General features: G+C 63.6%; 26 protein-coding genes. 13 read left to right on the forward strand and 13 right to left on the reverse strand.

Annotation, left to right across the window (positions count from 1 at the left end; translation table 11 throughout):
* Position 1: 1 nt before the first annotated feature.
* On the reverse strand, positions 2 to 748 hold the full coding sequence (locus N805_RS03110) for a FadR/GntR family transcriptional regulator (protein WP_019473722.1): 747 nt from the start codon (positions 746 to 748) through the stop codon (positions 2 to 4).
* A 96-nt stretch (positions 749 to 844) separates the two neighbouring features.
* On the opposite strand from N805_RS03110, the gene N805_RS03115 reads away from it, so the two are divergent.
* A complete protein-coding gene (locus tag N805_RS03115; protein WP_019473721.1) occupies positions 845 to 1564 on the forward strand; it encodes a FadR/GntR family transcriptional regulator in 720 nt (239 codons plus the stop codon).
* A 170-nt stretch (positions 1565 to 1734) separates the two neighbouring features.
* Complete coding sequence (locus tag N805_RS03120; RefSeq protein ID WP_016487984.1) at positions 1735 to 2373, forward strand: TetR family transcriptional regulator; 639 nt, start codon at positions 1735 to 1737, stop codon at positions 2371 to 2373.
* A 3-nt stretch (positions 2374 to 2376) separates the two neighbouring features.
* On the opposite strand, the gene N805_RS03125 is transcribed toward N805_RS03120, so the two are convergent.
* From N805_RS03125 to N805_RS03140, 4 genes are all read right to left on the reverse strand, one after another.
* A complete protein-coding gene (locus tag N805_RS03125; protein ID WP_019473720.1) occupies positions 2377 to 5934 on the reverse strand; it encodes a molybdopterin cofactor-binding domain-containing protein in 3558 nt (1185 codons plus the stop codon).
* Entirely contained in the window at positions 5931 to 6404 is a 474-nt protein-coding gene (locus N805_RS03130) for a (2Fe-2S)-binding protein (protein WP_019473719.1), read from the reverse strand. The genes N805_RS03125 and N805_RS03130 overlap by 4 nt, the downstream gene beginning before the upstream one ends.
* A 249-nt stretch (positions 6405 to 6653) precedes the next feature.
* Entirely contained in the window at positions 6654 to 7130 is a 477-nt protein-coding gene (locus tag N805_RS03135) for a MarR family winged helix-turn-helix transcriptional regulator (RefSeq protein WP_028613315.1), read from the reverse strand.
* Positions 7131 to 7200: 70 nt separating this feature from the next.
* Positions 7201 to 8253: a 2,5-dihydroxypyridine 5,6-dioxygenase gene (locus N805_RS03140; RefSeq protein WP_016498883.1), complete on the reverse strand. Its 1053-nt coding sequence runs from the start codon at positions 8251 to 8253 to the stop codon at positions 7201 to 7203.
* Positions 8254 to 8573: 320 nt separating this feature from the next.
* On the opposite strand from N805_RS03140, the gene nicC reads away from it, so the two are divergent.
* The 6 genes from nicC to N805_RS03170 all read left to right on the forward strand — a co-directional run bounded on the left by nicC (position 8574) and on the right by N805_RS03170 (position 14901).
* Entirely contained in the window at positions 8574 to 9722 is a 1149-nt protein-coding gene (gene nicC / locus N805_RS03145) for a 6-hydroxynicotinate 3-monooxygenase (protein ID WP_028613314.1), read from the forward strand.
* Positions 9719 to 10525, forward strand: a complete 807-nt coding sequence (gene nicD, locus N805_RS03150) for an N-formylmaleamate deformylase (RefSeq protein WP_028613313.1) — start codon at positions 9719 to 9721, stop codon at positions 10523 to 10525. Before nicC ends, nicD begins: the two co-directional genes overlap by 4 nt.
* Before the next feature lie 13 nt (positions 10526 to 10538).
* A complete protein-coding gene (locus N805_RS03155; protein ID WP_028613312.1) occupies positions 10539 to 11291 on the forward strand; it encodes a maleate isomerase in 753 nt (250 codons plus the stop codon).
* Positions 11292 to 11306: 15 nt separating this feature from the next.
* Positions 11307 to 11948, forward strand: coding sequence for an N-carbamoylsarcosine amidohydrolase (locus N805_RS03160; protein ID WP_028613311.1), 642 nt, complete (start codon positions 11307 to 11309; stop codon positions 11946 to 11948).
* A 207-nt stretch (positions 11949 to 12155) separates the two neighbouring features.
* Positions 12156 to 13469, forward strand: a complete 1314-nt coding sequence (locus N805_RS03165; protein WP_016498888.1) for an MFS transporter — start codon at positions 12156 to 12158, stop codon at positions 13467 to 13469.
* A gap of 139 nt (positions 13470 to 13608) precedes the next feature.
* On the forward strand, positions 13609 to 14901 hold the full coding sequence (locus N805_RS03170; protein WP_028613310.1) for an OprD family porin: 1293 nt from the start codon (positions 13609 to 13611) through the stop codon (positions 14899 to 14901).
* Between the two features lie 173 nt (positions 14902 to 15074).
* Here N805_RS03170 and N805_RS03175 read toward each other — a convergent pair whose 3' ends face one another.
* Positions 15075 to 15260 (reverse strand): hypothetical protein, encoded by a 186-nt coding sequence (locus tag N805_RS03175; RefSeq protein WP_019470697.1) that lies wholly within the window; start codon positions 15258 to 15260, stop codon positions 15075 to 15077.
* A 671-nt stretch (positions 15261 to 15931) separates the two neighbouring features.
* On the opposite strand from N805_RS03175, the gene N805_RS03180 reads away from it, so the two are divergent.
* On the forward strand, positions 15932 to 16126 hold the full coding sequence (locus N805_RS03180) for a hypothetical protein (RefSeq protein WP_019470696.1): 195 nt from the start codon (positions 15932 to 15934) through the stop codon (positions 16124 to 16126).
* 131 nt (positions 16127 to 16257) lie between these two features.
* On the opposite strand, the gene N805_RS03185 is transcribed toward N805_RS03180, so the two are convergent.
* Positions 16258 to 17163, reverse strand: coding sequence for a LysR family transcriptional regulator (locus N805_RS03185; RefSeq protein ID WP_019470695.1), 906 nt, complete (start codon positions 17161 to 17163; stop codon positions 16258 to 16260).
* 98 nt (positions 17164 to 17261) lie between these two features.
* Between N805_RS03185 and N805_RS03190 the strand changes: the two genes are divergently transcribed.
* Entirely contained in the window at positions 17262 to 18023 is a 762-nt protein-coding gene (locus N805_RS03190) for a sulfite exporter TauE/SafE family protein (protein WP_019470694.1), read from the forward strand.
* Position 18024: 1 nt separating this feature from the next.
* On the opposite strand, the gene N805_RS03195 is transcribed toward N805_RS03190, so the two are convergent.
* The 4 genes from N805_RS03195 to N805_RS03210 form a co-directional block, all read right to left on the reverse strand.
* Positions 18025 to 19449 carry a GGDEF domain-containing protein gene (locus N805_RS03195; protein WP_019470693.1) on the reverse strand — a complete coding sequence of 475 codons (1425 nt, stop codon included), beginning with the start codon at positions 19447 to 19449 and terminating at the stop codon, positions 18025 to 18027.
* 137 nt (positions 19450 to 19586) lie between these two features.
* Positions 19587 to 21416, reverse strand: coding sequence for an SLC13 family permease (locus tag N805_RS03200; protein WP_019470692.1), 1830 nt, complete (start codon positions 21414 to 21416; stop codon positions 19587 to 19589).
* A 225-nt stretch (positions 21417 to 21641) separates the two neighbouring features.
* A complete protein-coding gene (locus tag N805_RS03205) occupies positions 21642 to 22034 on the reverse strand; it encodes a glycine zipper domain-containing protein (RefSeq protein WP_016498896.1) in 393 nt (130 codons plus the stop codon).
* Positions 22035 to 22107: 73 nt separating this feature from the next.
* Positions 22108 to 22293, reverse strand: coding sequence for a hypothetical protein (locus tag N805_RS03210; protein ID WP_016487966.1), 186 nt, complete (start codon positions 22291 to 22293; stop codon positions 22108 to 22110).
* Positions 22294 to 22517: 224 nt separating this feature from the next.
* Here N805_RS03210 and N805_RS03215 point away from each other — a divergent pair, with 224 nt between their 5' ends.
* Entirely contained in the window at positions 22518 to 23678 is a 1161-nt protein-coding gene (locus N805_RS03215; RefSeq protein ID WP_019470691.1) for a GGDEF domain-containing protein, read from the forward strand.
* 1 nt (position 23679) lies between these two features.
* Here the strand turns inward: N805_RS03215 and N805_RS03220 are convergent, their stop codons facing one another.
* Positions 23680 to 23970, reverse strand: a complete 291-nt coding sequence (locus tag N805_RS03220; protein ID WP_016487964.1) for an RcnB family protein — start codon at positions 23968 to 23970, stop codon at positions 23680 to 23682.
* Between the two features lie 116 nt (positions 23971 to 24086).
* Here N805_RS03220 and N805_RS03225 point away from each other — a divergent pair, with 116 nt between their 5' ends.
* A complete protein-coding gene (locus N805_RS03225) occupies positions 24087 to 24437 on the forward strand; it encodes a hypothetical protein (RefSeq protein ID WP_019470690.1) in 351 nt (116 codons plus the stop codon).
* 278 nt (positions 24438 to 24715) lie between these two features.
* Positions 24716 to 25537 (forward strand): class I SAM-dependent methyltransferase, encoded by an 822-nt coding sequence (locus N805_RS03230; RefSeq protein ID WP_019470689.1) that lies wholly within the window; start codon positions 24716 to 24718, stop codon positions 25535 to 25537.
* On the opposite strand, the gene N805_RS03235 is transcribed toward N805_RS03230, so the two are convergent.
* Positions 25538 to 26305 carry an SDR family oxidoreductase gene (locus tag N805_RS03235; RefSeq protein WP_019470688.1) on the reverse strand — a complete coding sequence of 256 codons (768 nt, stop codon included), beginning with the start codon at positions 26303 to 26305 and terminating at the stop codon, positions 25538 to 25540.
* Positions 26306 to 26336: the final 31 nt, after the last annotated feature.

Here is a 26336-nt window from a genome sequence, read left to right on the forward strand (position 1 = left end):
TTCAGGCCTCGCTGTAAAAAGCCTGTAGCCGTTGCGCCTCACGCAGGCGCGTACGGCTGTTGCTCAGGTGCAGGTACATGGCAGCGCGCGCCGCATCAACCTGGCGGCTGGCGATGGCATCGTAGATCTGCTGATGTTCGGCGTTGATACCGGCCAGGTAGGTGCTGCGGTTGCTTTGGCCGGTGTAGGCAGAGTTCATGCGCGTGCGGGGGATCATCTTGGTGCCCAGATGCTTCATGATATCGATCAGGTACTGGTTGCCTGCGGCCTTGGCAATTTTCAGGTGGAACTGGAAATCGGCGTTTGTCGTGCTGCCGGATTTTTCCGGGCCCTGCATCAAGGCTTCAAGTGCTTGATGCAGTTCTTCCAGCGCTTGCGGCGTGGCCCGTTCGGCGGCCATGCCGGCGGCTTGCACTTCAAGGCTGAGGCGGTATTCCAGCAGGTCGAGCACATCGGACAACAGGCTGATGGTTGCGGGCCCCACGTTGAAGCTCTCCGGCGCCGGCATGTCCAGCACGAAGGTGCCCACACCGTGGCGGGTCTCGACCAGGCCCGCTGCCTGCATGCGCGACAACGCTTCGCGTACTACCGAGCGGCTGACACCTTCGGTTTCGATCAGTGTGGCTTCGGTCGGCAGCTTGTCACCCCGCTTGAGCGTGCCCTCGCGCATGCGTTCGGCAAAGCGCTCGACCAGTGCTTCGGCCAGGCGGCGGGGCTGTTGAGGGGGGCTGGCGGCAGGGTTCGGCATTGCTGTGCTCTTGTGTTGGCAGCAGCCAGTATAGTGCGTTTTGGCCCTGGGCAGCGGGTATACTCCGGGATCTTCCGCTTAGCAAAGGTTCGCCCAATGGCTTCTGCCCCCCCGGAAAAACGCCTGAATCTCGCCCAGCAACTGGTGCATGACCTGTCGCAGCAGATTCGCTCGGGTGAATTGCCAGCGGGTAGCAAATTGCCCACCGAAGAAGCTGTGACCAAAGCGCGAGGCGTAAGCCGTACCGTGGTGCGTGAAGCCATTTCTCGGTTGCAGGCCGAAGGCCTGGTCGAAACCCGCCGTGGTATCGGCACCTTCGTTGTAGACGCCATCCCGGCAGGTGACTTCCAGAGTACCAGCCCTGGAATGGGCGATGCTTACAACGAGGTGGCGATCATCGAGCTGCGGCTTTGCCTGGAGGTCGAGGCGGCTGCCATTGCTGCCCAGCGTGCTACCGCAGGGCAACTGGCTGCCATGCGGGCGGCGCTGGATGAGGCCGTTGATACGCAGTCAGCGCCCTGCATGCGAACCGACTTCGAGTTTCACCTGCGCATAGCCCGATGCACGGGCAACAGCTTTTTCATCGACACCATGACCCATCTCGGGCGTACCTTGTTGGCTGCGGCCCAGCAAGCCGTGCCCGGGGGCGATGCCCAGCAGCGGGCACTGGAGGCGCTGGAGCGCGAGCAAGTGCATGCCGCGATCACCCGCAAGGATGCCGGTGCTGCCCGTGCTGCCATGCGGCTGCACCTGGTCAACTGCCTGACACGCGCCCAGCGAAGCATCACCCAAGACGAACGGGGTGCCGAGCCGTAGGTGGCAGCACGGTGCACCGCCACACCGTATCCCCGGCGCTGGCCCATTGCCGTGCCTTGTCGTGTGTTCAGCTCCCCCGCGTTTATCGTGTCAGCCCAGCCGAAAAAGCCGCGCAATGGCTCAATGTCTGTGGCAGTGTTGGGCATCTGGCCAGCCCCACAGGGACCGACATGCAAACTCGCAAAACCGGTGTTCGCGCCCAACAGGCCGACCGCACCCGGGACAACATTCTCAAGGCTGCGGTGAAGGTCTTCAGCAAGGAAGGCTTCACCGGTGGGCGCATCGAGCAGATCTCCACGCTGGCCAAGTCCAACGACCGGATGATCTATTACTACTTTGGCAGCAAGGAAAAGCTGTTCATCAGCGTGCTGGAGCACATCTATGCCAGCTTCAACCAGGCCGAAGCCAAGCTGCGCATCGACCTCGGCGACCCGGAACAGGCCCTGCGTGAGCTGGTGGCTTTCATCTGGGACTACTACGTGCGCCACCCCGAATTCGTCACCATCCTCGCCACCGAAAACCTTCACCAGGGCCAGCACGCGCGCAAGTCGCAGAACCTCAAGGCGCTGTCCGGCGAAGCGGTGGGCGTGCTGCGGCCGATCATTGAAGCAGGCCAGGCCAAGGGCCTGTTCCGCGACGACATCGACATCACCCACGCCTACCTGATGATTGCCTCGCTCTGCTATTTCTATAATTCCAACCGGCATACCCTCAGCTCGTTTCTGGCCGTAGACCTGGCCGACAAGCAGGCCAAGGCCGACTGGCTGGTGTTTATCAGCGACCTTGCCCTGCGCGGCCTGCGCCGCTGAAACTCAGTGGTTGCCGGGGTTGGCGCGCACCTGCGCGGCCTTTGCCGCCAGCCCTTGCCAGGCCGGCTTGTCGGCAGCGAAGCGCTGGCGCAGGTAAGCTGCCAGGTCGGCGACCTGGCGGTCCGACAGGCTGTCCTTGAAGCCGGGCATGTAGCCCAGGTCACGGGTGGCCGGGGTGGCAATGCCGTGCAGCACCACGCGCAGCAGGTTGTCCGGCAGGGCGCTGTGGACGTTGCTGTTGACCGCCATCGACGGGCTAACGCCAAACAGCTTCGGCCCCAGCCCATCGCTGTGGCAGGCTATGCATGCGCCTTTGAATACCCGCTCGCCGTTGCTCAGCGAAACCTGCGTGTCCACCAGGGGCGCGGCCTTGGCGGCCACTGCCTGCGGCTCGCCGTCGAGTGAACCGAGGTAGTGGGCAATGGCACGCACGTCACTCTTTGGCAGCGTGGCCAGTTCGCTGACCACCGGGCCCATGGGGCCGGCCGCCACACCGTGCTTTTCGGAGAAGCCGGTGCTCAGGTAGTTGAACAGTTCGTCTTCGCTCCACGGCGTGGATGATTTGCCCAGCGCATTCAGGGCCGGGGCTTCCCAGCCATCGACCATGCCGCCGGCCAGGTAGCTGCTGCCGCCTTTTTCCGCGCCCATCAGGTTGCGCGGCGAGTGGCAGGCGGTGCAGTGGCCCAGGCCGTCGACCAGGTAGGCGCCGCGGTTCCACTGGGCACTGCGCTGCGGGACGGGCTGGTATTCGCCGCGTTGCAGAAACAGCGCATTCCAGCCGGCCATCAGTGGCCGCTGGTTGAACGGGAAGCGCATCTGGTTGGTGGGTGCTTGCTGGCGTACCGGGGTTTGCGACATCAGGTAGGCATACAGGGCCTGCATGTCGGCGTCGTTGATGTTGCGAAACGAGGTATAGGGAAACGCCGGGTACAGGTGCCGACCGTCGCGGCTGATGCCTTCGCGCATGGCCCGCTCGAAGGCGCCGAACGACCAGCGGCCGATGCCGGTTTCCGGGTCGGGCGTGATGTTGGTGCTGTACAGCGTGCCAAACGGTGTGTCCATCGCCAGCCCGCCTGCGTTGACCTTGCCGCCGCTGACCGTATGGCACACGGCGCAGTCACCGGCCGCCGCCACCTGGCGCCCACGCTCGAGCATCGCGGCGCTCCAGCTGCCGGCGCCTGGCGGGGTGACCGGGGCGATTTCGGCGCGCCAGGGCAGGGCTGTGGCGAGTACACCCAATGCAGCGCCGAATACCCCGGCCAGCGAGCCGAACCACCACTTCGAACGCTTGGATGTCGGCTGCGCTGGCGCTTCAGGGCCCTGACCTTCGCCATCGAGGGCGGCACGTACCCGTTCTGCCGTGATCGGCAGCTCGCGAAAGCGAATGCCGGTCGCGTCGAAAATGGCATTGGCGATGGCCGCCGCGCTCGGTACCGAGGCCGACTCGCCGCTGCCCATCGGCGCTTCGTGCTGACGCGGCAGCATCATCACGTCGATGGCCGGCAGTTCGGGGAAGGTCAGGATCGGGTAGCCGCCCCATTCCTTGCTGGCCACGGTCGACTCTTCGAAGCTGACCTGTTCCTTGAGCACCCGGCTGGTGGACTGGATGACGTTACCGTGGATCTGGTGGCGTACGCCCTCGGGGTTGACCATCATCCCGGCATCGTGGCCGATCACCACGCGGGTGACGGCCACTTCACCGGTGCGCCGGTCCACCGCGACGTCGGCCACCCATGCCGCCCAGGCCGCGCCGAAACCGGGGAACTTGCTGTGGATGTAGCGTGCATAGGCAAAGCCCCTGCCGCGTAGCACATCGCCTTCGGCCTGCGCCTGCATGGGCCGGGTATGCGGCTGCCATTCGGCGCGTTCGGCAGTGGCCTTGACCAGGTCGATGGCGCGCGGGTCGGACAGGTGCCTGAGGCGGTATTCGACCGGGTCGACGCCGGCGGCAAAGGCCAGCTCATCGATGTACGACTCATGGGCGAAGCTGTTGGGCATGGCCGACACACCACGCATCCACGAGGCACGTACCAGTGGCGTCATGTCGTTGATGGTGACGCGCATGTGTTCGTAGTCATAGGGCGGTATCGAAGTGCGGTCGCCCATCTCGAACAGGGCCGGCACCGGCTCCACGGCGCCGGTCAGCAGCAGGGCCAGGGTAGGTGCGCCATTGGACGGGTAGCTGGTCTGGAAGTCGTAGGCGGCCACGCTGCCGTCGGCGTTCAGGCCACCGTCGATTTCCATCAGCTGCGCGGTGCCCTTGGGCTCCCACACATGCTCCTGCTCGCGGGTCAGCTGCACCCGCACAGGGCGCTGTACCGCGCGCGATAGCAGCACCGCATCGGCGCACACGTCATCGGCACAGTTGCGGCCGTAGCAACCGGCGGCCTCCATGCGAATGATCTCGATGCGCTCCTCTGTGCACTCCAGCAGCCAGGCGAGGTCGGCGCGCAGCAGGTGCGGGTTCTGCGTGCCGGACCACACGCGGATTGGCCCATCGGTGAAATCGGCCAGCGCGCACGATGGGCCGATCGATGCGTGCAGCTGGTACGGCCACAGGTAGCTGCGGCTCAGGCGCTGGGTGGCATTGGCGATGCCGCCGTCGACATCGCCCTGGTCCAGCACAGTGCGCTGTACCCGCGGGTTGTCGCGGATGGCCTGGGCGACATCGCTGAGGTCGGGCAGCTTGCCTGTGAATGGCTTCCAGCTGATTTTCAGCGCCTGGGCCGCGCGGATCGCTTGTTCTTCGCGCTCGGCCACCACGCCGACAAAGTCGCGGATGACGACCACGGCCACCACGCCGGGCAAATGGGCGATGGACGATTCATCTACCGCCAGCAGGCTGTTGCCGACGAAGTCGCCGCTGTCATGACCGGCGTAGGGCGGGCGGATCACCCGGCCGTGAAGCATGTCGGGCAGGCGCATGTCATGCACATAGGTCAACTCGCCGGTGGCCTTGCCGGGGATGTCTACCCGTGCAGCGCTGCGGCCGACCAGGCGGTAGTCGTCGATGGCCTTGAGCGGGGCATCGTCGGCAATGGGCAGCTGGTGGTTTTCGCCCTGGACCAGTTCGGCAAAACTCAGCGTGCTGCCGTTGCTGGCGATGATCGCGCCGTCTTCGATGCGCAGCACTTCGGGCGCGCAGCCAAGGCGTTGCGCGGCCTGTTGCAACAGATGGCGACGCGCGGTGGCGGCTGCCTTGCGCAGGGGCACGGCGGAAATCTGCAGGGTGGCGCTGGCGATGGTCGCGCCCTGGTTGGGGGCTCGCTCGGTATCGCCCAGCACCATGTGTACCTGGTCCATGCGCAGGTCCAGCTCTTCGGCGACGATTTGCGCCAGCGAGGTGCGGATGCCGGTGCCCAGGTCGACGTGGCCGTTGAAGGCGTAGACCATGCCGTCGTCGCTGACAGCGATGAACAACGCCAGCTCGCGCGCCTTGACCACAGGCGTCACACCCTTGGCCACGGGCCCCGAGGGTGGGGTGATCTGGTCGACGATCAGCAACACGCCAGTCTTGGCCAGCAGCTGGTCGCGGCTGGGCACCTGTTGTGAGTGGTTCATGCTTTTCTCCGGGTCTCGGCGGCGCGGCGCACGGCGCGCAGGATTTCGACGTGTGTACCGCAACGGCACAGGTTGCCGGACAGTTCCTGGCGAATCTGTGCGTCGCTGGGGTCGGGAATACGGTCGAGCAGGGCCTTGGTGGTCATGATCATGCCGTTCATGCAGTAGCCGCACTGGGCTGCCTGTTCGTCGATGAACGCCTGTTGCACCGGGTGTGGTGCAGCCTTGCTGCCCAGCCCTTCGAGGGTGGTGATGTCGCGGCCGGCAGCGCCGGCCAGGGGGATGACGCACGAGCGTGCGGCCACGCCGTCGATGATCACCGTGCACGCCCCGCATTCGCCCAGGCCGCAGCCGTATTTGGGGCCGTTCAGGCACAGGTCGTTGCGCAGGATCAGCAGCAGCGGGGTGTCGGGCATGGCGCTGACTTCGACAGGCTGGCCGTTGACCCGCAGGGAGATGGTTGTTTGCATTGTTGGCTCATCTCTGGAGGTTGCTTGCGCTACCAAAGGACTCACATGACGCGAGAGTTTCGGTAAGTACTCACTACATGAAATGAGTGAGCAAGAAGCAGGCCAGAGATGAATCTGCAAAGGGCTGTGATGGGGTTGGTGGGTATGGAGGAAGATTGTCGGCGCCTGGGAAATCGAGCGCCGCCCGCGCGGCGCTCGATCTCGAAGGCCGCGCATCTGTGACGGCAAGCGCGGCAGTTACAACAAATTTCAGCCCAGGTTCTCGTCGCTGTCGATCATCTTGCGCAGGAGGTACAAAATAGCCACGCGTTCGCCGGCATTCAGGCTGCCCATGCTCAATTCGCTGATCTGCCGGGCGCAGGGGATCATTGCGTCGAGCAATGCCGCGCCGCTGTCGGTGAGTTCGACAATGACCTTGCGCCGGTCGCCCGGGTCTGGTGACAGCTGCACCAGCTCGCGGGTTTTCAGGCGCTCGACGATGCCGCGGATGGTTGCCTGGTCCACAGCGGTGGCCTTGATCAGTTCGGCCTGGGAGCTGGGGCCGTGGTCGCGCAGGGCACACAGGGTAACGAACTGGATCGAGGTAAGCTGCGGGTCGCAGGCCTGCTGCTGGAAGATTGCCGTGTGCCGTTGGTAAGCCTTGCGCAGCAGGTGGCCGACCTGTTCGGTGACGTCATAGGGGGCGGTGTCGAGCGGGGCGCTGCTAGGGGTGGTTTTCTTTGGCATGGGATGGCTTGGGCTGGGTGGAAAGGTGCTGGCCGGCCGCCAATAGCGGAGCGCCCGGCCAGTATAACCACTATCGCGCCCGCGATTCCTCTGGTGCGACCACGTCGCCGGCCAGCACCACGGCCTTGTCATCCAGGTAGATATCGCAGTTGCGCAGCGGGATGTCCAGGTGGCAGGGGGTCTTGCGCTTGCCGCCGACCTCGGTGTTCGGGCCGGTGGAGAACAGGAAGTTGCCGTAGAACGCGCGGGCGTCCATGCACATGCCGTCGTTGCGGTCGTGCAAGCCCATGGCCGTCCACTGCGCGCGCGGCTGCAGGCCCCAGCCGATGTGTGAGATGCCGTAGACCTCGGGGTCGTTGAAGTACTTCATGTAGTCGCGCAGGTACTCGGCCTCGAAGCCGCCGTGGATGCCGGTGATAAAGCCTTTTTCAATCTCCAGGGTGATGCGCTCGCGGCAGTAGTTCTTGAACGGCAGGATGATGTCGCCCACGTCCAGCACCAGCGTGCCCTCGGCACTGTCCTCGTTCGGCCAAGTGAACAGAAAACCGCTGGGCCAGTGGTCCCAGCGCCCCGGTTCGTCGGCATAGCCGTACTCGGTCACGGCCGGGTACTGGCCGAGCGGGGCGTGGAAGTCGCTGCCGGCCTTGGACCGCACATGCATGCTGCGCGCCTGCTTCAGCAAGGTTTCGGCGGCCAGCACCCGGCGTTTGTCGTCTTCGCTCGGCAGCATGCGCGCCAGCACTTCAGGTGGCTCCACGGCCAGGAGGATGCGCGTGCCGGTCTTGAGGATCTGCTCCTGCTCGGGCGAGTGCAGCAGCATCATGGTATCGACGACCAGGTCGGCTGCTTCCAGCGCCCGCTGCGCCGCCAGGTTGCCGGTCAGTGCGGTGTCGCCGCAGTAGGCAGTCATGTCGTTACCCATGGCGGTCGGGTGGTTGAACGCCGGCAGCTCTACCGCATACACCTTGGCCTTCAGGCGCTGCGCGGCCTCCATCGCGGCGTTGACCGTGCGCGGGTCGGAGTAGTGGCTCTTGAGTACGGCCACGCTCTGCGTCTCGTCCACGCGGGACAGCTTCAGTACGTGCTCGAACATCTGGGTCAGTTGTGCATTGCTCACCGGCATCGGGGTTCTCCTGGGTGGCGTTGACAGGGGTGCACCATGGCAGTGCCTGGCGCTTCATCTCGGTGCAAAATAATAGTGTGTACACCCTACTTTTGCAGATGAAAGCGCATCCGGACGGCGAGCGCAAGTTATCTATCAAACGTTACCTATTCACACAAATAACCAATGTTTGCGGTAACAGGTGGCCTGTATTGGTTTTCGCTCAGGTGTTTGAAAAATATTTTGCCGGGCCTCTATCCAAAGTTCATTTACAGCGTATACGCTCTAAATCGTCAGGCGGTCGAACCGCTGGCCACATATCAGAACAAGAGGAGATACCCATGCGTGGTAGGCAGAAAATCGCAATCGTCGGTGCGGGGCTGGGTGGGGCGGCCGCCGCCACGTTGCTGCAGCAGGCCGGGTTCGATGTCGAGGTGTTCGAGCAGGCGCCGGAGTTCACCCGCCTGGGGGCGGGCATCCATATCGGCCCTAACGTGATGAAGATCTTCCGCCGCATGGGGCTGGAGCAGAAGCTGGAACTGATGGGCTCGCACCCGGACTTCTGGTTCAGCCGCGATGGCAATAGCGGTGATTACCTGGCGCGCATCCCGCTGGGCGAGTTTGCCCGCCGCGAGTATGGCGCGGCCTATATCACCATCCACCGTGGCGACCTGCACGCCCTGCAGATCGAGGCGATCAAGCCGGGTACCGTGCACTTTGGCAAGCGCCTGCAAAAGATCGTCGACGAAGGCGAACAGGTGCGCCTGGACTTCGCCGACGGCACCCACACCGTGGCCGACATCGTCATCGGTGCCGACGGCATCCACTCCAGGATTCGTGAAGAGCTGCTGGGCGCTGAAGCGCCGATCTACAGCGGTTGGGTCGCCCACCGTGCGCTGATCCGCGGGGTAAACCTGGCGCAGCATGCCGATGTGTTCGAGCCCTGCGTCAAGTGGTGGTCCGAAGACCGCCACATGATGGTCTACTACACCACCGGCAAGCGCGACGAGTACTACTTCGTCACCGGCGTACCGCACGCGGCTTGGGACTTCCAGGGGGCGTACGTCGACAGCAGCCAGGAGGAAATGCGCGCTGCCTTCGAGGGTTACCACCCCACCGTGCAAAAGCTGATCGACGCCACCGAATCGATCACCAAATGGCCGCTGCGCAACCGCAACCCGCTGCCGCTGTGGAGCCGTGGTCGCCTGGTGCTGCTGGGTGATGCCTGCCACCCGATGAAGCCACACATGGCCCAGGGTGCGTGCATGGCCATCGAAGATGCGGCCATGCTGACCCGCTGCCTGCAAGAAACCGGGTTGTCCGACCACCGCACCGCGTTCGCGCTGTACGAGGCCAATCGCAAGGAGCGGGCATCCCGGGTGCAGGCGGTATCGAACGCCAACACCTTCCTCTACAGCCAGGAGGACCCGGCCTGGGTCTATGGCTATGACCTGTACGGCCAGGCGCTGAAAAGCGGGGAGGCGGCATGAGCACGTTCGTCGCCGGCGGCAACGTCTGCGCCAATGGCATCCGCCAGCATTACCTGCGCTACGGCGGCAAGGGCCATGCGCTGATCCTGGTGCCCGGCATCACCAGCCCGGCGATCACCTGGGGCTTCGTCGCCGAGCGCCTTGGGTTGTACTTCGACACCTACGTGCTGGATGTGCGCGGGCGCGGCTTGTCTTCAAGCGGCCCCGAACTGGACTACGGTACCGACGCCTGTGCAGCGGACATTCCGGCCTTTGCCGCAGCGCTGGGCCTGCACAGCTACCACCTGGTCGGGCACTCGATGGGTGCGCGCTTTGCCATTCGTGCGGCTGCCCAGGGAGCGCCGGGGCTGCAGCGGCTGGTGCTGGTCGACCCACCGGTGTCCGGGCCAGGCCGCCGTGCGTACCCGAGCAAGCTGCCGTGGTATGTGGATTCGATCCGCCAGGCCACTGTGGGCATGAGCGGCGACGACATGCGCGGATTCTGCGCCACCTGGAGCGACGAGCAGCTGGCGCTGCGGGCCGAATGGCTGCACACCTGCTACGAGCCGGCGATCGTGCGGGCGTTTGATGATTTTCACAACGTGGATATCCACCAGTACCTGCCTGCGGTGCGCCAGCCGGCATTGCTGATGGTGGCCGGGCGAGGTGGGGTGATCGAGCCCCGTGACATCGCTGAAATACGCGAACTCAAGCCGGATATCCAGGTCGCGCATGTCGACAACGCCGGCCACATGATCCCATGGGACGACCTGGACGGCTTCTTCGCTGCCTTTGGCGACTTCCTCGACCAACCCCTCGTCTGACGGAGCACGAGACATGACCAAGCTATACCGCATCGGCCAGATCGTGCCGAGCTCGAACACCACGATGGAAACCGAAATCCCGGCGATGCTCAACGCGCGCCAGGCGATCCGCCCCGAGCGCTTCACCTTCCATTCCAGCCGCATGCGCATGAAGCAGGTAAAAAAGGAAGAGCTGGCCGCCATGGACGCCGAGTCCGACCGCTGCGCCATGGAGCTGTCTGACGCCAAGGTGGATGTGCTGGGCTACGCCTGCCTGGTGGCGATCATGGCCATGGGCCTGGGCTATCACCGGCAATCGGAAAAGCGCTTGCAGCAGGCCACCGCCGACAACGACGCGCTGGCACCGGTAATCACCAGCGCCGGGGCGTTGGTCGAGGCCTTGCATGTGATGAAGGCCAAGCGCATTGCCATCGTCGCGCCGTACATGAAGCCTTTGACCGAGCTGGTGGTGAACTACATCCGCGAGGAGGGCTTCGAGGTGCAGGACTGGCGTGCGCTGGAAATCCCCGACAACCTCGCCGTGGCCCGCCACGACCCGGCCAACCTGCCAGGCATCGTCGCCGGTATGGATCTTGAGGGCGTCGATGTGGTGGTGCTCTCGGCCTGCGTGCAGATGCAATCGCTGCCGGCAGTGGCCAAGGTCGAGGCGCAAACTGGCAAGCCGGTGGTCACTGCTGCTATCGCCACTACCTACGCCATGCTCAAGGCGCTGGACCTGGAGCCGATCGTGCCGGGCGCCGGTGCGCTGCTGTCGGGCGCCTACTGAAATCGGGAGACGGACATGAGCGACGCACAAAGTGCCCGCGACAACTACCAGGGCGTATGGGGCCAGCGCATCGGCTTTGGCCGCAAGCCGGCCCTGTTGATGATCGACTTCATGCAGGGCTACACCACACCCGGCGCACCGCTGTACGCCCCGGGCGTGGTGGTGGCGGTCGAACAGGCCGCCAGCCTGCTGGCGCTGGCCCGCGACTGCGGTACCTTGGTGGTGCATACCAACATCCGCTACCAGCCGCCGCATTTTGCTGACGGCGGCGTGTGGGTGCGCAAGGCGCCGGTGATGAAGGACATGGTCGAAGGCAACCCGCTGGCGGCGTTCTGTGAAGCCGTTGCGCCACAGGCAGGGGAGGTGGTGCTGAGCAAGCAGTACGCCAGTGCCTTCTTCGCCACCAGCCTGGCCCCGCTGCTGCATGCTCAAGGCGTGGATACCGTGGTACTGGCTGGCTGCTCCACCAGCGGCTGCATCCGCGCCAGTGCGGTGGATGCCATGCAGCACGGGTTTCGAACCATCGTGGTGCGCGAATGTGTCGGTGATCGCCACAACGACCCGCACGAAGCCAACCTGTTCGACATCGACAGCAAGTATGGCGATGTCGTCAGCCGCCAGGAGGCCATGCAGCAACTCAGGCGCCTGGCCGGCTGAACGCCGGGCGACCCTTACCAATAACAATCAAGGACCGGTGCGGGAAGCCCGTCCATGACCGCCTGCTGTCCGGGTGGTCGCCCCGCAGGAGCACTCGGGGTCTTCAGGCGCTGCCCCGGCACGCCGCGTATAGTGCGCGGGGTGCCCGGCGCGTCGAAAACTGCTGGCCTTAAAACAACCACAAAGTCGCCCGCCAGGAGACAGGAAATGCCAATTGCGAATGCAACCACGGTCCACAGTGACATCGACCATGGCACTAAAGCGCTGTACAGCAAGATCACCTGGAGGCTCATCCCCTTCCTGTGCTTCTGCTACCTCGCAGCTTATCTGGACCGCATCAATGTCGGCTTCGCCAAGCTGCAGATGCTCGAAGACCTGCAGTTCAGCACAGCGGCCTATGGCCTGGGTGCCGGGCTGTTCTTTGTCGGCTATATCATTTTCGAAGTGCCGAGCAACCTGATCCTGCAGCGCGTTGGCGCCAAGCTGTGGATCGCACGCATCATGATCACCTGGGGCCTGCTGTCGGCCTGCACCATGTTTGTTTCCACCACCACCCAGTTCTATGTCCTGCGTTTTCTGCTGGGTGCTGCCGAGGCCGGCTTCCTGCCGGGCGTGCTGTACTACCTGACCATGTGGTACCCCACCTATCGGCGCGGGCGCATCATTGCCTTGTTCATGATCGGGCTGCCGTTGTCGAGCGTGATCGGCGGGCCGATTTCTGGCTGGATCATGGGGCATTTCGACCAGGTGCATGGCCTGCACGGCTGGCAGTGGCTGTTTTTGCTGGAGGCGATCCCCAGCGTGCTGCTCGGCATTCTCACGTTCTGGGCATTGCCTAACCATTTCCAGCAGGCCAAGTGGCTGTCGGCTGACGACAAGGCGCAGCTGGCAGCGGACCTGGCGGCTGACGATGCCGAGGGCAAGGACAGCAAGCACAGCTTCCGTGACGGCTTTTTCAACCTGAAGGTGTGGATGCTGGGGGGCATCGACTTTTCGATTTTGCTCAGCGCCTACGCCATGGGCTTCTGGATGCCGACCTTTATCCGTGATGCTGGCGTCAGCGATACCTTCCACATCGGTCTGCTCACGGCCATTCCGAGCCTGGCCGCACTGGCCGGCATGCTGATGATCGGGGCCAGCTCCGACCGCCACCGCGAGCGCCGCTGGCACATCATCGTGCCGTTCATCATTGGTGCAATCGCCATGGCCAGCAGCACCTTGTTCAGCCAGAACCTGGTAATGACCGTAGCGCTGTTCGCCATTGCCTCGGCAGCGATCATCGGCGCGGTGCCGGTGTTCTTCAGCCTGCCAGCGACCTTCCTCAAAGGCACTGCGGCTGCCACAGGCTTCGCCCTGGCCTGCTCGGTGGCCAACATCGCAGGCCTGGTGAGCAACTCACTGATGGGCCTGGTCACCGACCTCACCGGTACCTCGCACGCCGCGCTGTGGGTGTTTGCCGGCTGCCTGATCCTCAGCTGCTTCCTGGTCATCGCCTTGCCGGCGAAGCTGGTCAACCGCTAGCGGCCCAGCGCTTCAAGCAACGGCAGGGCAGGCGGGCCGGGTGCCCGCCTGCCGACCCTCTCTCGATGCAACCCGCACGTTGGCGGCCATACACGGCCGCCGCGCCGGGTTGCTGTTGCCCGAATCCAGGAGTAGCTCCATGCAAGGTTCCACTGCACCGCGTTTTTCTTCATCTGCGTGCCTGGCCGGCGGGTGTATTGCCGCCGCGTTGTGCGCCGAGGCCTCGGCAGAAGAGGCCGGTTTCATCGAAGGTGCCCGCGCCACGCTGCAGGCGCGCAATTACTTCTTCAGCCGCGATTATGCCGATATCAAGGGCGCGAGCACCCAGTCGCGTACCCAGGAATGGGCGCAGGGTTTTATCCTGAACGCAAGCTCTGGCTACACCCAGGGCACGCTCGGCGTCGGCGTGGATGTGACCGGCCTGCTGGGGTTAAAGCTCGACAGCAGCCCGCAGCATGCCAGGTCCGGTTTGCTGCCCAGCCTGGACAGCGGCAAGTCGGCGGACGAATACAGCCGCCTGGGAGCGGCGATCAAGTTCAAGGTCTCGCAAACCGAACTGAAGGTGGGCGAGTTGATGCCCAACCTGCCTGTGCTGCTGTTCAGCGATTTGCGCCTGCTGCCGCCGACCTACCAGGGCGCGATGCTGGAGTCGCGCGAGTTTGCCGGGCTGACCCTGAATGCCGGCCAGTTCCGCTCCACCAGCCTGCGCGACTCGTCCAACAGCCAGAAAATGTACGCGCTGGTCAACGACCCGATCAACCCGGCGCGGCTGGCGCGCTTTACCAGTGATCGCTTCAACTACGTTGGCGCCGACTATGCCTTCAACGACAACCGTACCAGCGTCGGTGTGTGGCAGGCGCAACTGGAGGATATCTACCAGCAGCGCTTCTACAGCTTCAAGCACGCCGAGCCGCTGGGGGACTGGACGCTGGGGGTCAATGCCGGCTATTTCGATGCCCGCGAGGACGGCCGCAAGATTGCCGGTGACTACGACAACCATGCGCTGTTCAGCCTGTTCTCGGCCAAGACCGGCGGGCATACCTTTTACGTGGGCTACCAGCAGATCGGCGGCGATGATGGCTTTATCCAGGTGGGTGCCAACACCAACCCGATGGGTAATACGCTGCCGACCTATGAGTTTTCGGCGCCGGGCGAACGCTCGTGGCAGGTGCGGCATGACTACAACTTTGTCGCCTTGGGGCTTCCGGGCCTGACGTCGACCCTGCGTTATGTGAAAGGGCGCGACGTGGACACCGGGCTGGGCTTTGAAGGGCGTGACCGCGAGCGTGACCTGGACCTGGCCTACGTGGTGCAGAGCGGGCCGCTGGCCGGCCTTGGGGTGCGCGTGCGCAATGTGATGGCGCGCTCCAACTACCGCACCGACATCGATGAGAACCGCTTGATCCTGAGTTATACGGTCAAGCTGTTCTGAATCCGCCACCGCTGCGCGGCTTTTGTAGGAGCGGCCTTGTGTCGCGATAGGGCTGCGCAGCAGCCCCAGAGTTTCAGCGAAAATGCATAAATTGCTGGGGCTGCTACGCAGCCCTATCGCGACACAAGGCCGCTCCTACAGGTCCGGGGCATGCTTTGCGGGAGCAGTAGGGGTCACTGCAAGGTCACGGGCTTCAGGCTGTCCGGCAACTGCCTGATAGCCGCTTCAATCCGCGCTATAGGGCCAGCCAGAAGGTCCGCTTCCATGTCCTTGCCCTCACTTCTCAAGCGGTCACACTCAAGGCGCAGGTCCAGCAATTTTTTTTGTAGCTTCAGGGCCGAAGTATTGAACGGATCCATGCTTTTCTCGTGGTGTAGGCTTCCGTGCCGTTGTAGGAAAAATGGACCGTAGCAGCTCGAATCTGCTGGAGAAACTGATGTTTCATACAGGTTGGCGCCCCTACCGCGATACTTCCCACAGCGCACAGTAAAAAGTCCTACAAACTGCGTTTCAATTCATGTGCTCCCAATCGCGCTCGACTTCCCGTGTCAGCTGGGTTCAGTCACCTTTCGAAGGGCAGGCCACCCTGCGTGATTGCAGCCGGAGCCTGTAACACGTCTTGAAATCTCATGTAGCAATAATGTATCTGCGCCGCATCTGATCCGCTTTTTTTCCACAAACCTGAATCTGTAACCGTATCAGCCCAAGCCCGACAATATGCCCATTCCCGCATCACAACTGTAGAGGTTCCAATGGGCAAGCTGGCGCTGTTCCTGGGTGGTTTTCTGCTACTGACCATTCTGATTGGTATTCTTGGCACCATTCCGCCAAGCTGACTTCAACGGGTTTTCCTGCGCGGCCCGTCTACTTCAACTGGCGGGCCCAATACCTGGCCAATTGGCCAGTATTCTCCCTTCTTGCACTGCTGGACCAGCGGTAGGTGCAAGTCATTCTCAAGTGCAAAAGCCTCGTGTAGTCTCACGCCGCCGCTCGTTCGGGCCGGTCTTTTTGCCTTGGAGTCGATACATCAATGGAATACAAGAAAGGCACTTCAGCCATGCTGGAGTGGCGTAGCCGTTTTCTTGCCGAAGGCACACTTGATGAGCAGGGATATGACCAGGCATTGCGCGATGCCCTGGTGCTGGAGCAGGCTGGCGTGATCAGTACGCCGGAGTGGATCGAGCTGGTCAAGCTGGCAAACACGGCGTTGCTGGTTGTGCGATAAGTCGTTCTTTGCGTTGGGAAATCTGTCCACAAAAAACGTGGGTAGGTCTGTGGATAAAGTGCTGCAAGCCAGGCCCGCGGCGGGCTCTGTTAAATTGAGCAGAAATTGAACAGTCATTTCAGGGGGCTGTTTCAGCAGGCGAGACCGGCGCGGCGCAACGCCGTCAGCAAGTCGCGCACCCGCGCCGGCAGCTCGCCAGCAGGGTACACGGCATGCATCTGCGGGTCCTGGCCGCTGCTGGAAGTCAGGCGGTAGTGCGGGCATACCCGGACCAACCGCCCGGCCTTGACCTGTGCTTCGCCAACCCAGGCAGCCAGGCGGGCGATGCCTGCGCCGGCCAGGGTGCTGTGGTACACCGCATCACCTGAGCCCAGGCGCAGCCGGGGCCTGGGGCGCAGGCTGGTGATCCGGTCGTCGCGGCAAAAATGCCAGGCCTTGAGAATGCGCGGGGCGGTGTGCAGGATCAGCGCATGCCCTTCGAGGTCCTCTGGTTGCTGGGGCGTGCCGGCCACCGCCAGGTACGCCGGGCTGGCATACAGGTGGCGCTGGTAGGGCCACAGCGGGTAGCCGATCAGCTCGCTTGATTGCGGGAAGGCCCCACGCACCACGAAATCGAACTTGCCTTGCAGCGGGTCGAGGGTTTCGTCGCAGTACTGTACGTCCAGGGTCACTTTGGGGTGGCAGCGGGAGAACTCGGCAAGCACCTGTGGCAATACATGTTCACCCAGCAGTTGCGGCACGGCAAAGCGTATCCAGCCTTGGGCGCTGCCGCTGAGCGCGGCCAACTCGTCGGCAGCATCACGTTGCACATCCAGCAAGCGTTCGGCATGGGGCAGCAGGCGCTCGCCGGCTTCGGTGAGGGTTACTGCGTTGGCGTTGCGGTTGAGCAGTTTGCTTCCAGCGTTGTCTTCCAGGGTTTGTACCGCGCGGGTTACCGCGCTGGGTGAGCGCCCCAGTGCACGTGCGGCGGCCACGAAGCTGCGCTTGTGCGCCACGCTGACGAATGCCTGAATTTCCCGCAACATGTCCAATGCCATTGCCTGCTCCTTGTTGCAGTTTTTGCAATACGGCATTTCAACACAAGCGCGACACTTTGATTAGCCTTGCAGGCGTCTTCACTGCCTGGAACTGCGTCATGATGGATATTGCTGTGCTTTCTGTGTTCGCCTTTGCTGCTGGGCTGATCGATGCCGCAGTGGGGGGCGGCGGGCTGATCCAGATCCCGGCCTTGTTCAATGTGCTGCCCACCGCGCAGCCAGCGGCTTTGCTCGGTACCAACAAGCTGGCGTCGGTCTGTGGTACGGCCTTCGCGGCGCGCTCGTTCATTCGCAAGGTGACGCTGGACTGGGGGCTGATCGTGCCGGCGGCGCTCAGCGCCTTTGTCATGTCGTTCGCTGGCGCGGCCACGGTGTCACTGGTGCCGCCCAGTGTGATGCGCCCGGCCGTGCTGGTGATGATCGTGCTGATGGCCATCTACACCTTTATCAAGAAAGACTTCGGCACGCTGCACAAGCCTGCGCACATCGGCCGCAAGGAGCAGTGCCTGGCGGTGCTGATCGGTGGCGCGATCGGCTTTTACGATGGCCTGTTCGGCCCTGGCACCGGCAGCTTCCTGATTTTCCTGTTTATCCGTTTTTTTGCCCTGGACTTCCTGCACGCCTCGGCCTCGGCCAAGGTGGTGAACATTGCCACCAATCTGGCGGCGCTGGTGTTCTTCGTGCCTTCGGGCAACGTGCTGTATGCCATCGCGCTGCCCATGGCCGCGTGCAATGTGCTCGGGGCACTTACCGGCACCTGGCTGGCGGTACGCAAGGGCGCAGGCTTTGTGCGCGGGCTGTTCCTGATACTGCTATGCGTGCTGATCGCCAAGTTGTCGTGGGACTTGCTGGCCGGTTGACTCACACCACCTGGCGCTGTGCTTCTGCCTGTTCGACGCGGTTGCGGCCATGGGCCTTGGCCCGGTACAGCGCCTGGTCGGCACTTGCCAGCAACGCATCCAGGCTGGGGGCCGGGATATTGGCGTCACAGCCGGCCAGGCCGATACTCACGGTAATCTGCAGGCGCTGGTCGGCCTGCACCACGTGCAGGTCCTGTACCGCGCGGCGCAGGCGTTCGGCGGTGAACTTGGCACGTTCTGGGGCAAGGCCCGGGAGAATGACGACAAACTCCTCGCCGCCCAGGCGCGCGAGCAGTTCATCGTTGTGCAACTGGTCTTGCAGGGTGCTGGCGAACTGGCGCAGCACCTGGTCACCAACCCCGTGGCCGTGGGCATCGTTGATTGACTTGAAGTGGTCGATGTCCAGCATCATCAGGGTCAGTGGCAGCGCCTGGGCATGCTGCTGGCGGCTGTCCAGCAGCGCGTTGGCGCGGCGGGTGAAGGCGCTGCGGGTGAGCACGCCGGTCAGGTGGTCGATGGTGGCCTGGTGCGCCAGGCGGGCCATCAGGCTGCGGTTGGCCTGGCTGACGCAGGCCACCACCAGTGGGCCGAGCACCAGCATGGCAATGCCCAGGCGCGCCGACATCAGCGTGGTCACCCCAGGCTCGCTTTGCGGCACGCTGAAGTGCATGAGGTTTTGCGCCACCGCCACAATCAAGGTGCTGCCGGCGGTGAGTGTCAGCAGCGAAACCATGAATGGCGAGTACGTCCAGGCACACCACAGCAAGGCGGCAATCGGGAAGGCAATGGCACCGGGGCCGCCAAAGGCAATGCTGACCGCCAGCGAGACCAGCAGCACCAGCAGCGGCGCCAGGCGGATGGCCTGGGCACCCCCGCGCACCAGGGCCCGTACTGAGGGCGCGGTGAGTAGCACTGGCAGCACCAGCACGCTGGTCGAGAACTGTTCGCTGAACCAGGCCAGCCAGGTGGCGCGCAAGGATTGCTCGAACCAGGGTGCAGCCATGACCGCTGCCATGCTGGCCGCCACCATGGCGGCGGCGGCACAGGCGGCGAACACGCTGAGAACGCCGTGCGGCGTGCGCATGCGCCGGTGCAGGCGGGGCAAGCGCGACAGCAGCTGCCAGAGGGTGACCACCACACCAAGATTGCACAGGTTGAACCACAGGGCCGGCACCCAGGCACTGCCACACAGCAGGTCGGCACCGACCATGGCCAGCCAGACCAGGCTGAAACCGGTCAATGTGGCCTGGCGGGGGTAGCGCAGTAGCACGCCGGCTAACACAGCGTTCACTGGCCAGAACAGCGACAGCGATTCGATCGGGCGTGCCAGAATGCCGCCCAGGGTGAGGGCAAAGGTCAGGCAAAGCAGAACGACGTAAGGCAACAAGCGCGATTGGGCTGGAAAAACCATGAACTCGACCGGCAAGCGGAAACGAAATCCAGGACAACGCCTTGAAGCACCTGGGGCAATTGCCCCCAGTGTGTTTCGTCAGGCCACTTGATGTCAATCTGCCGCGATCGGTCGAGATAATGTCAAATAGCCTCTATTCTTTTCCGCTTTTGTTACAGCCCGAAGAACCACGGCACCATCACGACGGTGACCACCATCACCAGCACGGTGAATGGCACGCCAATTTTGACGAAGTCAGCGAAACGGTATTGCCCGGGGCCCAGCACCAGTGTGTTGACTGGCGATGACACCGGCGTCATGAACGCCGCCGACGCGGCCAGCGCCACGGTCATGGCAAACGGGTAGGGCGACATGCCCAGTTGCGCTGCGGTACTGACAGCCACCGGTGCCATCAATACTGCAGTGGCCGTGTTGGAAATGAACAGGCCAATCACCGCCGTGACGGCGAACAGGCAGGCGAGAATGGCACTGGGGCCGGCGCCACCCAGCACGCTGACCAGCCCACCCACCGCCAGGTCGATACCACCGGTTTTTTGCAGTGCCTGGGCGAATGGCAGCATGCCGACGATCAGCACCAGGCTTTGCCAATGAATGGCCCGATAGGCGCTGTTCATGTCGATGCAGCGGCCGGCGCCCATCAGCAGGCAACCGATCAAGGCCGCGATGACATTGGGCACGGCACCGCTCACCATCAGCCCGACCATTACCGCCAGGCTAAGCAATGCCTGCGGCGCACGGGTGCGGGCTGGCGCGACCTGGTCGATCTCGGCGGGCAGGCTCAGTACCAGGAAGTCTTTGGGCTGGCTTTGCAACTGGCGCACGGCCTTCCACGGCCCGACCACCAGCAAGGTATCGCCAAGGCGCAGTTGTTCTTCCACCAGTTGCGCTTCGATCGCCGCCTGTTCCCGGCGCAGGCCCACCACGTTGAGGCCGAAGCGGGTGCGGAAGGCCAGTTCGAGAATGCTTTTGCCGATCAGCTGCGAGCCCGGTGGCAGCGAGACCTCGGCCATGCCCAGCTCCTGGGACTGATCGATGAAATAAGCCGCCTTGAAGTGCAGTGGCTCCAGTTGCATGGTCTGGCACAGGCTGCGCAAGTCGTCGCGGTTGGCAAACAGGTCGAGCAGCAGCACGTCGCCCTGGTGCAGCACGGTGTTGGAGTCGGCGCCGATCACCCGTGTGGTGAACTTGTGCTGGCGCTCGATGCCGATCACGTTGGCGCCGTGCCGGGTGCGCAACTCCAGCTCGCCGAGGGTGTGGCCGATCAGCGGTGAATGAGGGCGTATACGCAGGCGCCGTTCACGGCCGTTGAGCTTGTAGTCCAGCACCAGGTCCAGCAGGGTGCGGCGGGTTTCCACGCGGCCGTCCTTGCGCACTTCGCCGTTCAGCCAGTGCCGGGTCAGCAGCATGTAGCCGATGCCCAACACCAGCACCACCAGCCCGAACGGGGTAAAGCTGAAGAAGCTGAAGCCCGCCTCGCCATTGCGCACCAACTCGCTGTGCACCACCACGTTGGGCGGTGTGGCCACCAGGCTGAGCATGCCGCTGATCAGCCCGGCAAACGCCAGTGGCATCATCAGGCGGCTGGGCGACAGCTGCAGGCGTGCGGCAATGCTCAGCACCACCGGGATGAAAATGGCCACCACGCCGGTGGAGCTCATCATCGACCCTAGCCCGGCCACGGCCACCATCAGCAGCACCAGCAGACGTGTTTCGCTATTGCCGGCCCGCTCGCTCATCCATTCGCCAATGCGGTAGGCAATACCGGTGCGCACCAGGCCTTCGCCGATGACGAACAGGGCGGCGATCAGTACCACGTTGGGGTCGCTGAAGCCGGCCAGGGCCTGCTCCACGGTAAGGATGCCGAGTAGCGGCAGGGCCAGAATCACCATCAGTGCGACCACGTCCATGCGTGGGCGATTGATGATGAACAAGACGACGACGATGGCCAGCAGGCCGAGGACCCAGAGCAGATCTTGGTTCATGGGGAGGGGGTGTTCCTTCACACGGGGCACGATAGACAGTAGCAGCCAGTGTGCCAGTTCGTGATGAAGGGGGTGTTGATGTGCTGCAACAAAAAGGGCCGCTATGCGGCCCATCGCCGGCAAGCCAGGCGCCCACAGGATTGCACATGCCTTGCGGCCCAATGCAGTCGAGGTGGGAGCTGGCTTGCCGGCGATGGGCTGCGCAGCAGCCCCTGAGTCAGGTAATCAGTGACGGTGACGGCGGTGCTTCTTGCTGCCGCGGTTGTCATCACCCAAGTGGTTGCCGAGGGCACCACCGGCCGCGCCGCCCAGGCCGGCACCGACGGTGGAGCCGGTCTTGCCGCCCACCGCGCCGCCCAGCAGCGAGCCGCCAGCCGAGCCCAGGCCACCGCCGATGGCGGCTTCGGTACGGTTGCCCTTGCGCGCACCTACCGCACTGCCGGCTGCGCCGCCGACGCCGGCACCGATGGCCGCGCCGGTCTTGCCGCCCAGTTGTTGACCGACAACGTTACCCAGCACACCACCCAGGCCACCGCCAATGGCGGCAGTACCGTCACCGGCGAAAGCGCCCTGGCACAGCAGCAGGCCGAGGGCAAGGGAAGGCAGAGTCAGACGCATGATACGAACCTCAAAGGAATCATCAGGTTAAAGTGCCGCGCAGCGGGCGGCAGGTCAGGGGTGCAAAGACGCTTCAGCGGTAGTCGCGGTCACCGCGGTACTGACGATTGTCATCGTCATCGCGGTCATGCCGATGGTGGTGGCGGTGGCCACGGTCGCGGTCGCGCCAGCCATCGTCGTCGTCATGGTAGCGGTGGCTGTGGCAGCCTGCGGTCAGCAGGACGGCAGCAATCAGCGAAAGGCTTGCAAGGCGGGTCATCACGATATAGGTCCTTGATCCGCAATGGTTTACGGGACACTTCCTGAGACTGGGAATGATCCATTTGGTTTCCCGGGCGGGCAAAAAATTGTCGCTGCAGTGATAAGCGGCGAGCTTGAGGGCTGCTGTTCTGTCCCATTCGGTCATGGTCGAGTGCGCAATGTCCCCCTAGACTGTGAGGTAAGCCGCAGCCAAGACGGCAATCTGCCACTCGGTGAATCACGATGATCGCCCACACCCCCACGTTGTTCGCCGCCGTTGCCTTGGTTGCAACCATTCTGGCCTTCTGCCTGTTGCTGGTCGGGCGCAGCAATCGCCGTGACAACCTGCTGCTCACGGGTTGCGGGCTGCTGGTGCATGCCCTGGCTTATGTCTGCTACACCGTCTATGCCCAGGCCCCGCTGTGGGTCAGCTATGGGCTGGGCAACAGCTTGCTGTCGCTGGCCTTGGCGTTGTACACCGCCAGCCTGTTCCGGGTACGTGAGCAGGTGGTGCCCTGGCGTGTCATTTTCGTCATCCCCGCTTGCATGCTGGTGGGGATGATGCTGCTGCTCGATACGCTGGAGCCGCGCATGCTGCTGGCGACACTGGTATTGATGCTGCAGTGCTCGCTGATCCTTTACTGGGCGTGGCGCCATGCCGAGCGGCCGGGCAGGGCCCACCTGCTGCTGCAGATCGGTGCGTTGATCAGCCTGGTCGGCCTGGGCATGCGTGTGGTCGCGGTGGCCAATGGCACGGCGGTGGAAATGCGTTACGACACCAGCAACCTCAAGCAGAGCATTTCCGTGGCAATCGGCACGGCGACGGTGATGATGTATTCGATCGGGCTGGTGCTGATGGCCAAGGAGCGCAGCGAGTCCCGTTTGCAGCACCTGGCGCTGCACGATGTGCTGACCGGCACATTCAACCGCAGGGCGATACTGGAACGGTTTGCCGTGGCGCTGGACCATGCTCGCCAGCAACAGGCCAGCCTGGCCGTGGCAATGATCGACATCGACCATTTCAAGCGCATCAACGACCTGTATGGGCACCTGGCCGGCGACGAGGTGCTGTGCCATTGCGTGCGCCAGTTGCAGCAGCGGCTGCGCCAAGGTGACAGCCTGGGCCGTTATGGCGGTGAGGAATTCCTGCTGTTGCTGCCGGGCACTGACCGCAGCGGGGCGATGGCTGCGCTGCAAGGGCTGCGCGAGGCCATTGCGCGCAGCCCGGCGTGTTTTGCCGGTGACCAGATCGAGTTGCGCTTCAGCGTCGGCCTGTGGTGTGGCGTACCGGGCCCAAACGACAGCACCGCCAACCTGCTGGCCCAGGCGGATGCTGCGCTGTACCAGGCCAAGGCCGCCGGGCGCAACACGGTGCACATGGCGGCATTGATCCAGGCGGGTTGAATCAGGACGCCGGCTGGATCGCCAGCACTACACCGTTAGTGATCTGCACCAGCACGTAATGCTCGCCCATGCGTACCCAATGGCTTTCCTTCTCGGGTGCGGGCAGCCCTTTGGCCTTCCAGTCCTTGATGGCCTGCTCGTCACGTTTGTACTGGTCCGGTGCCTTGTCGCCCACTTCAAGCGTGCGATTGTGGGTTTCCGGGGCGGTGATGCTTTCTTCGCTGGAGGGCGCGGCGCTGACGGCCAGGGGCAGGCAGGGCAGGGCGGCGAGTAGCAGATAGTGAAGCTTCATGTGGTGCTCCTGATGGCGGCATACCTTATCTGCGACAGCGGCATGCGCGTGACAATTCACTCGCGATGGCCGCCAGTGCTAGAGTCGCATCTTTTTCAATACCCTGAGGATGGAACATGCGTGCGATTCTGCCGATGGCTGCGGCGCTGATACTGGTCGGTTGTGCTTCTGCGACCATGGAGACGGCCCGCGGCGGCAAGCCGACTGCGCAGCTCGATTCGTACAAGGCGCCGCAGCTGGTGGCGCAGTGCATCCAGTTCAGCTGGCAGGAAGAGAGGGTGTTCGGCGACGATGCCAGTGGCTACCTGGAACCGCGCAAGCAGGGCGGGTTTACCGTGTATACCCGTGAGGCCGAAGCGTTTGTGGACGTTTACCCGCAGGCGGGTGGGGCGCGGGTGGATTACTACGCGCAGAAGAATGACGGCGTGGCGCTGCAGCGCCGGGCAGCGGCGGCTACCTGCCTGTAAAGGCTGGAGCCTGTAACGGCTTTATCGCCGACCTGTAGGAGCGGCCTTGCGTCGCGATAGGGCTGCGAAGCGGCCCCAGGGTTTCAGCGCAAATGCACATATTGCTGGGGCTGCTTCGCAGCCCTATCGCGACGCAAGGCCGCTCCTACAAGGGCCAGCGCAGTCCAGTTGTTTGCTCGGTGGGTGTTTTTCGGGCTTTACAATTTTTTGCAATGCAGTGGTGTCGTAGATGGCCAAGTGGCAACTAGCATGAGCCGTTACCACTCAAGGAAGACACCATGGACCGTTCACTGCAACTCAACCGCATCAGTTGGGACGAACGCGCCCCACTGCACGCTGCCTCGAAGGACTACGAAGTCGAGATTCTGGTCCAGCGCCCCGGGCACCTGTCCGAAACCGTGCGCTTCGACCTGCCTTTGCTCGGCGATATCAAAGGGTTGAAGACCGTCCACCTGCAGTGCCACATTGGTACCGACACCCTTTCGCTGGCGCGTCTTGGTGCCAAGGTCAGCGGCCTGGACTATTCCGCGGCTTCGCTGGCCGAAGCGCGGGCACTGGCCGAGCGTTGCGCGGTGCCCATCGAGTATGTCGAGTCCGACGTCTATGCCGCCGACAAGGTACTGCCGGCAGGCACGTTCGACCTGGTCTACACCGGTATCGGCGCGCTCTGCTGGTTGCCCCGCATCGAGCCGTGGGCGCGTACGGTCGCGGCGCTGCTGAAACCCGGCGGGCGGTTGTTCCTGCGCGATGGGCACCCGATGCTGATGGCCGTGAATGAAGACCACCAGGACCGCTTGCAGCTCGAATACCCGTATTTCGAGCACGAAGCGCCCACGGTGTGGCACAACGACCAGACCTACGTTGCAACTGAACAGCGCCTTGCCCATACCGAAACCCACGAATGGAACCACGGCCTGGGTGAAGTCGTTACTGCCCTGCTGGCGCATGGGTTGCAACTGACGGCACTGGTCGAGCACCAGAGCATCCCTTGGGAGGCGCTGCCGGGGCAGATGCTCAAGGGCAGCGATGGTGAGTATCGCTTGCGCGAGCAGCCTGCACGCCTGCCCCTGAGCTACACCTTGGTGGCGGTCAAAGCCTGATCAGGACAGGTAACCGCCGTCGACGTTCAGTGCCGTGCCGGTGGTGTAGCTGGACGCATCGCTGGCCAGGTACAACACCGCGCCGGCCATTTCCTTGGGGTCGGCCACGCGTTTGAGCGGGATCTGCTGCAGGGCGGCATTCAGGATGGCATCGTTTTTCACCAGTGCAGAGGCAAACTTGGTGTCGGTCAGGCCCGGCAGCAGGGCGTTGCAGCGAATGCCGAACTGGGCGCACTCCTTGGCGAAGACCTTGGTCATGTTGATGACTGCCGCCTTGGTCACCGAATAGATACCCTGGAAGTGGCCGGGTGACACGCCGTTGATCGATGCCACGTTGATGATGCTGCCGCCGCCATGCTCGCGCATCAGCTTGCCGGCTTCCACCGACATGAAGAAGTAACCGCGGATGTTCACGTCCACGGTCTTCTGGAAGGCATTCAGGTCGGTGTCCAGCACGTTGCAGAACTGCGGGTTGGTGGCGGCGTTGTTGACCAGGATGTCCAGGCGCCCGAACTGTTCGCGGATGCCGGCGAACACCTGCTGGATCTGTTCCATCTCACCGATGTGGCAGGCCACCGCCGTCGCCTTGCCACCCGCGGCGATGATTGCCTCGGCTACCTGTTGGCAACCGTCGAGCTTGCGGCTGGAAACGATCACATGGGCACCTTGCTGGGCCAGCAGGTGGGCGATGGCTTCGCCGATGCCGCGGCTGGCGCCGGAAACAAAGGCAATCTTGCCGTCGAGGTCGAACAGGTGGGTCTTGGACATGCTGTTTTCCTTGTTATCCGTCGTCGTGGGC

It is taken from the genome of Pseudomonas putida S13.1.2, from assembly GCF_000498395.2.
Taxonomy (GTDB): domain Bacteria; phylum Pseudomonadota; class Gammaproteobacteria; order Pseudomonadales; family Pseudomonadaceae; genus Aquipseudomonas; species Aquipseudomonas putida_Q.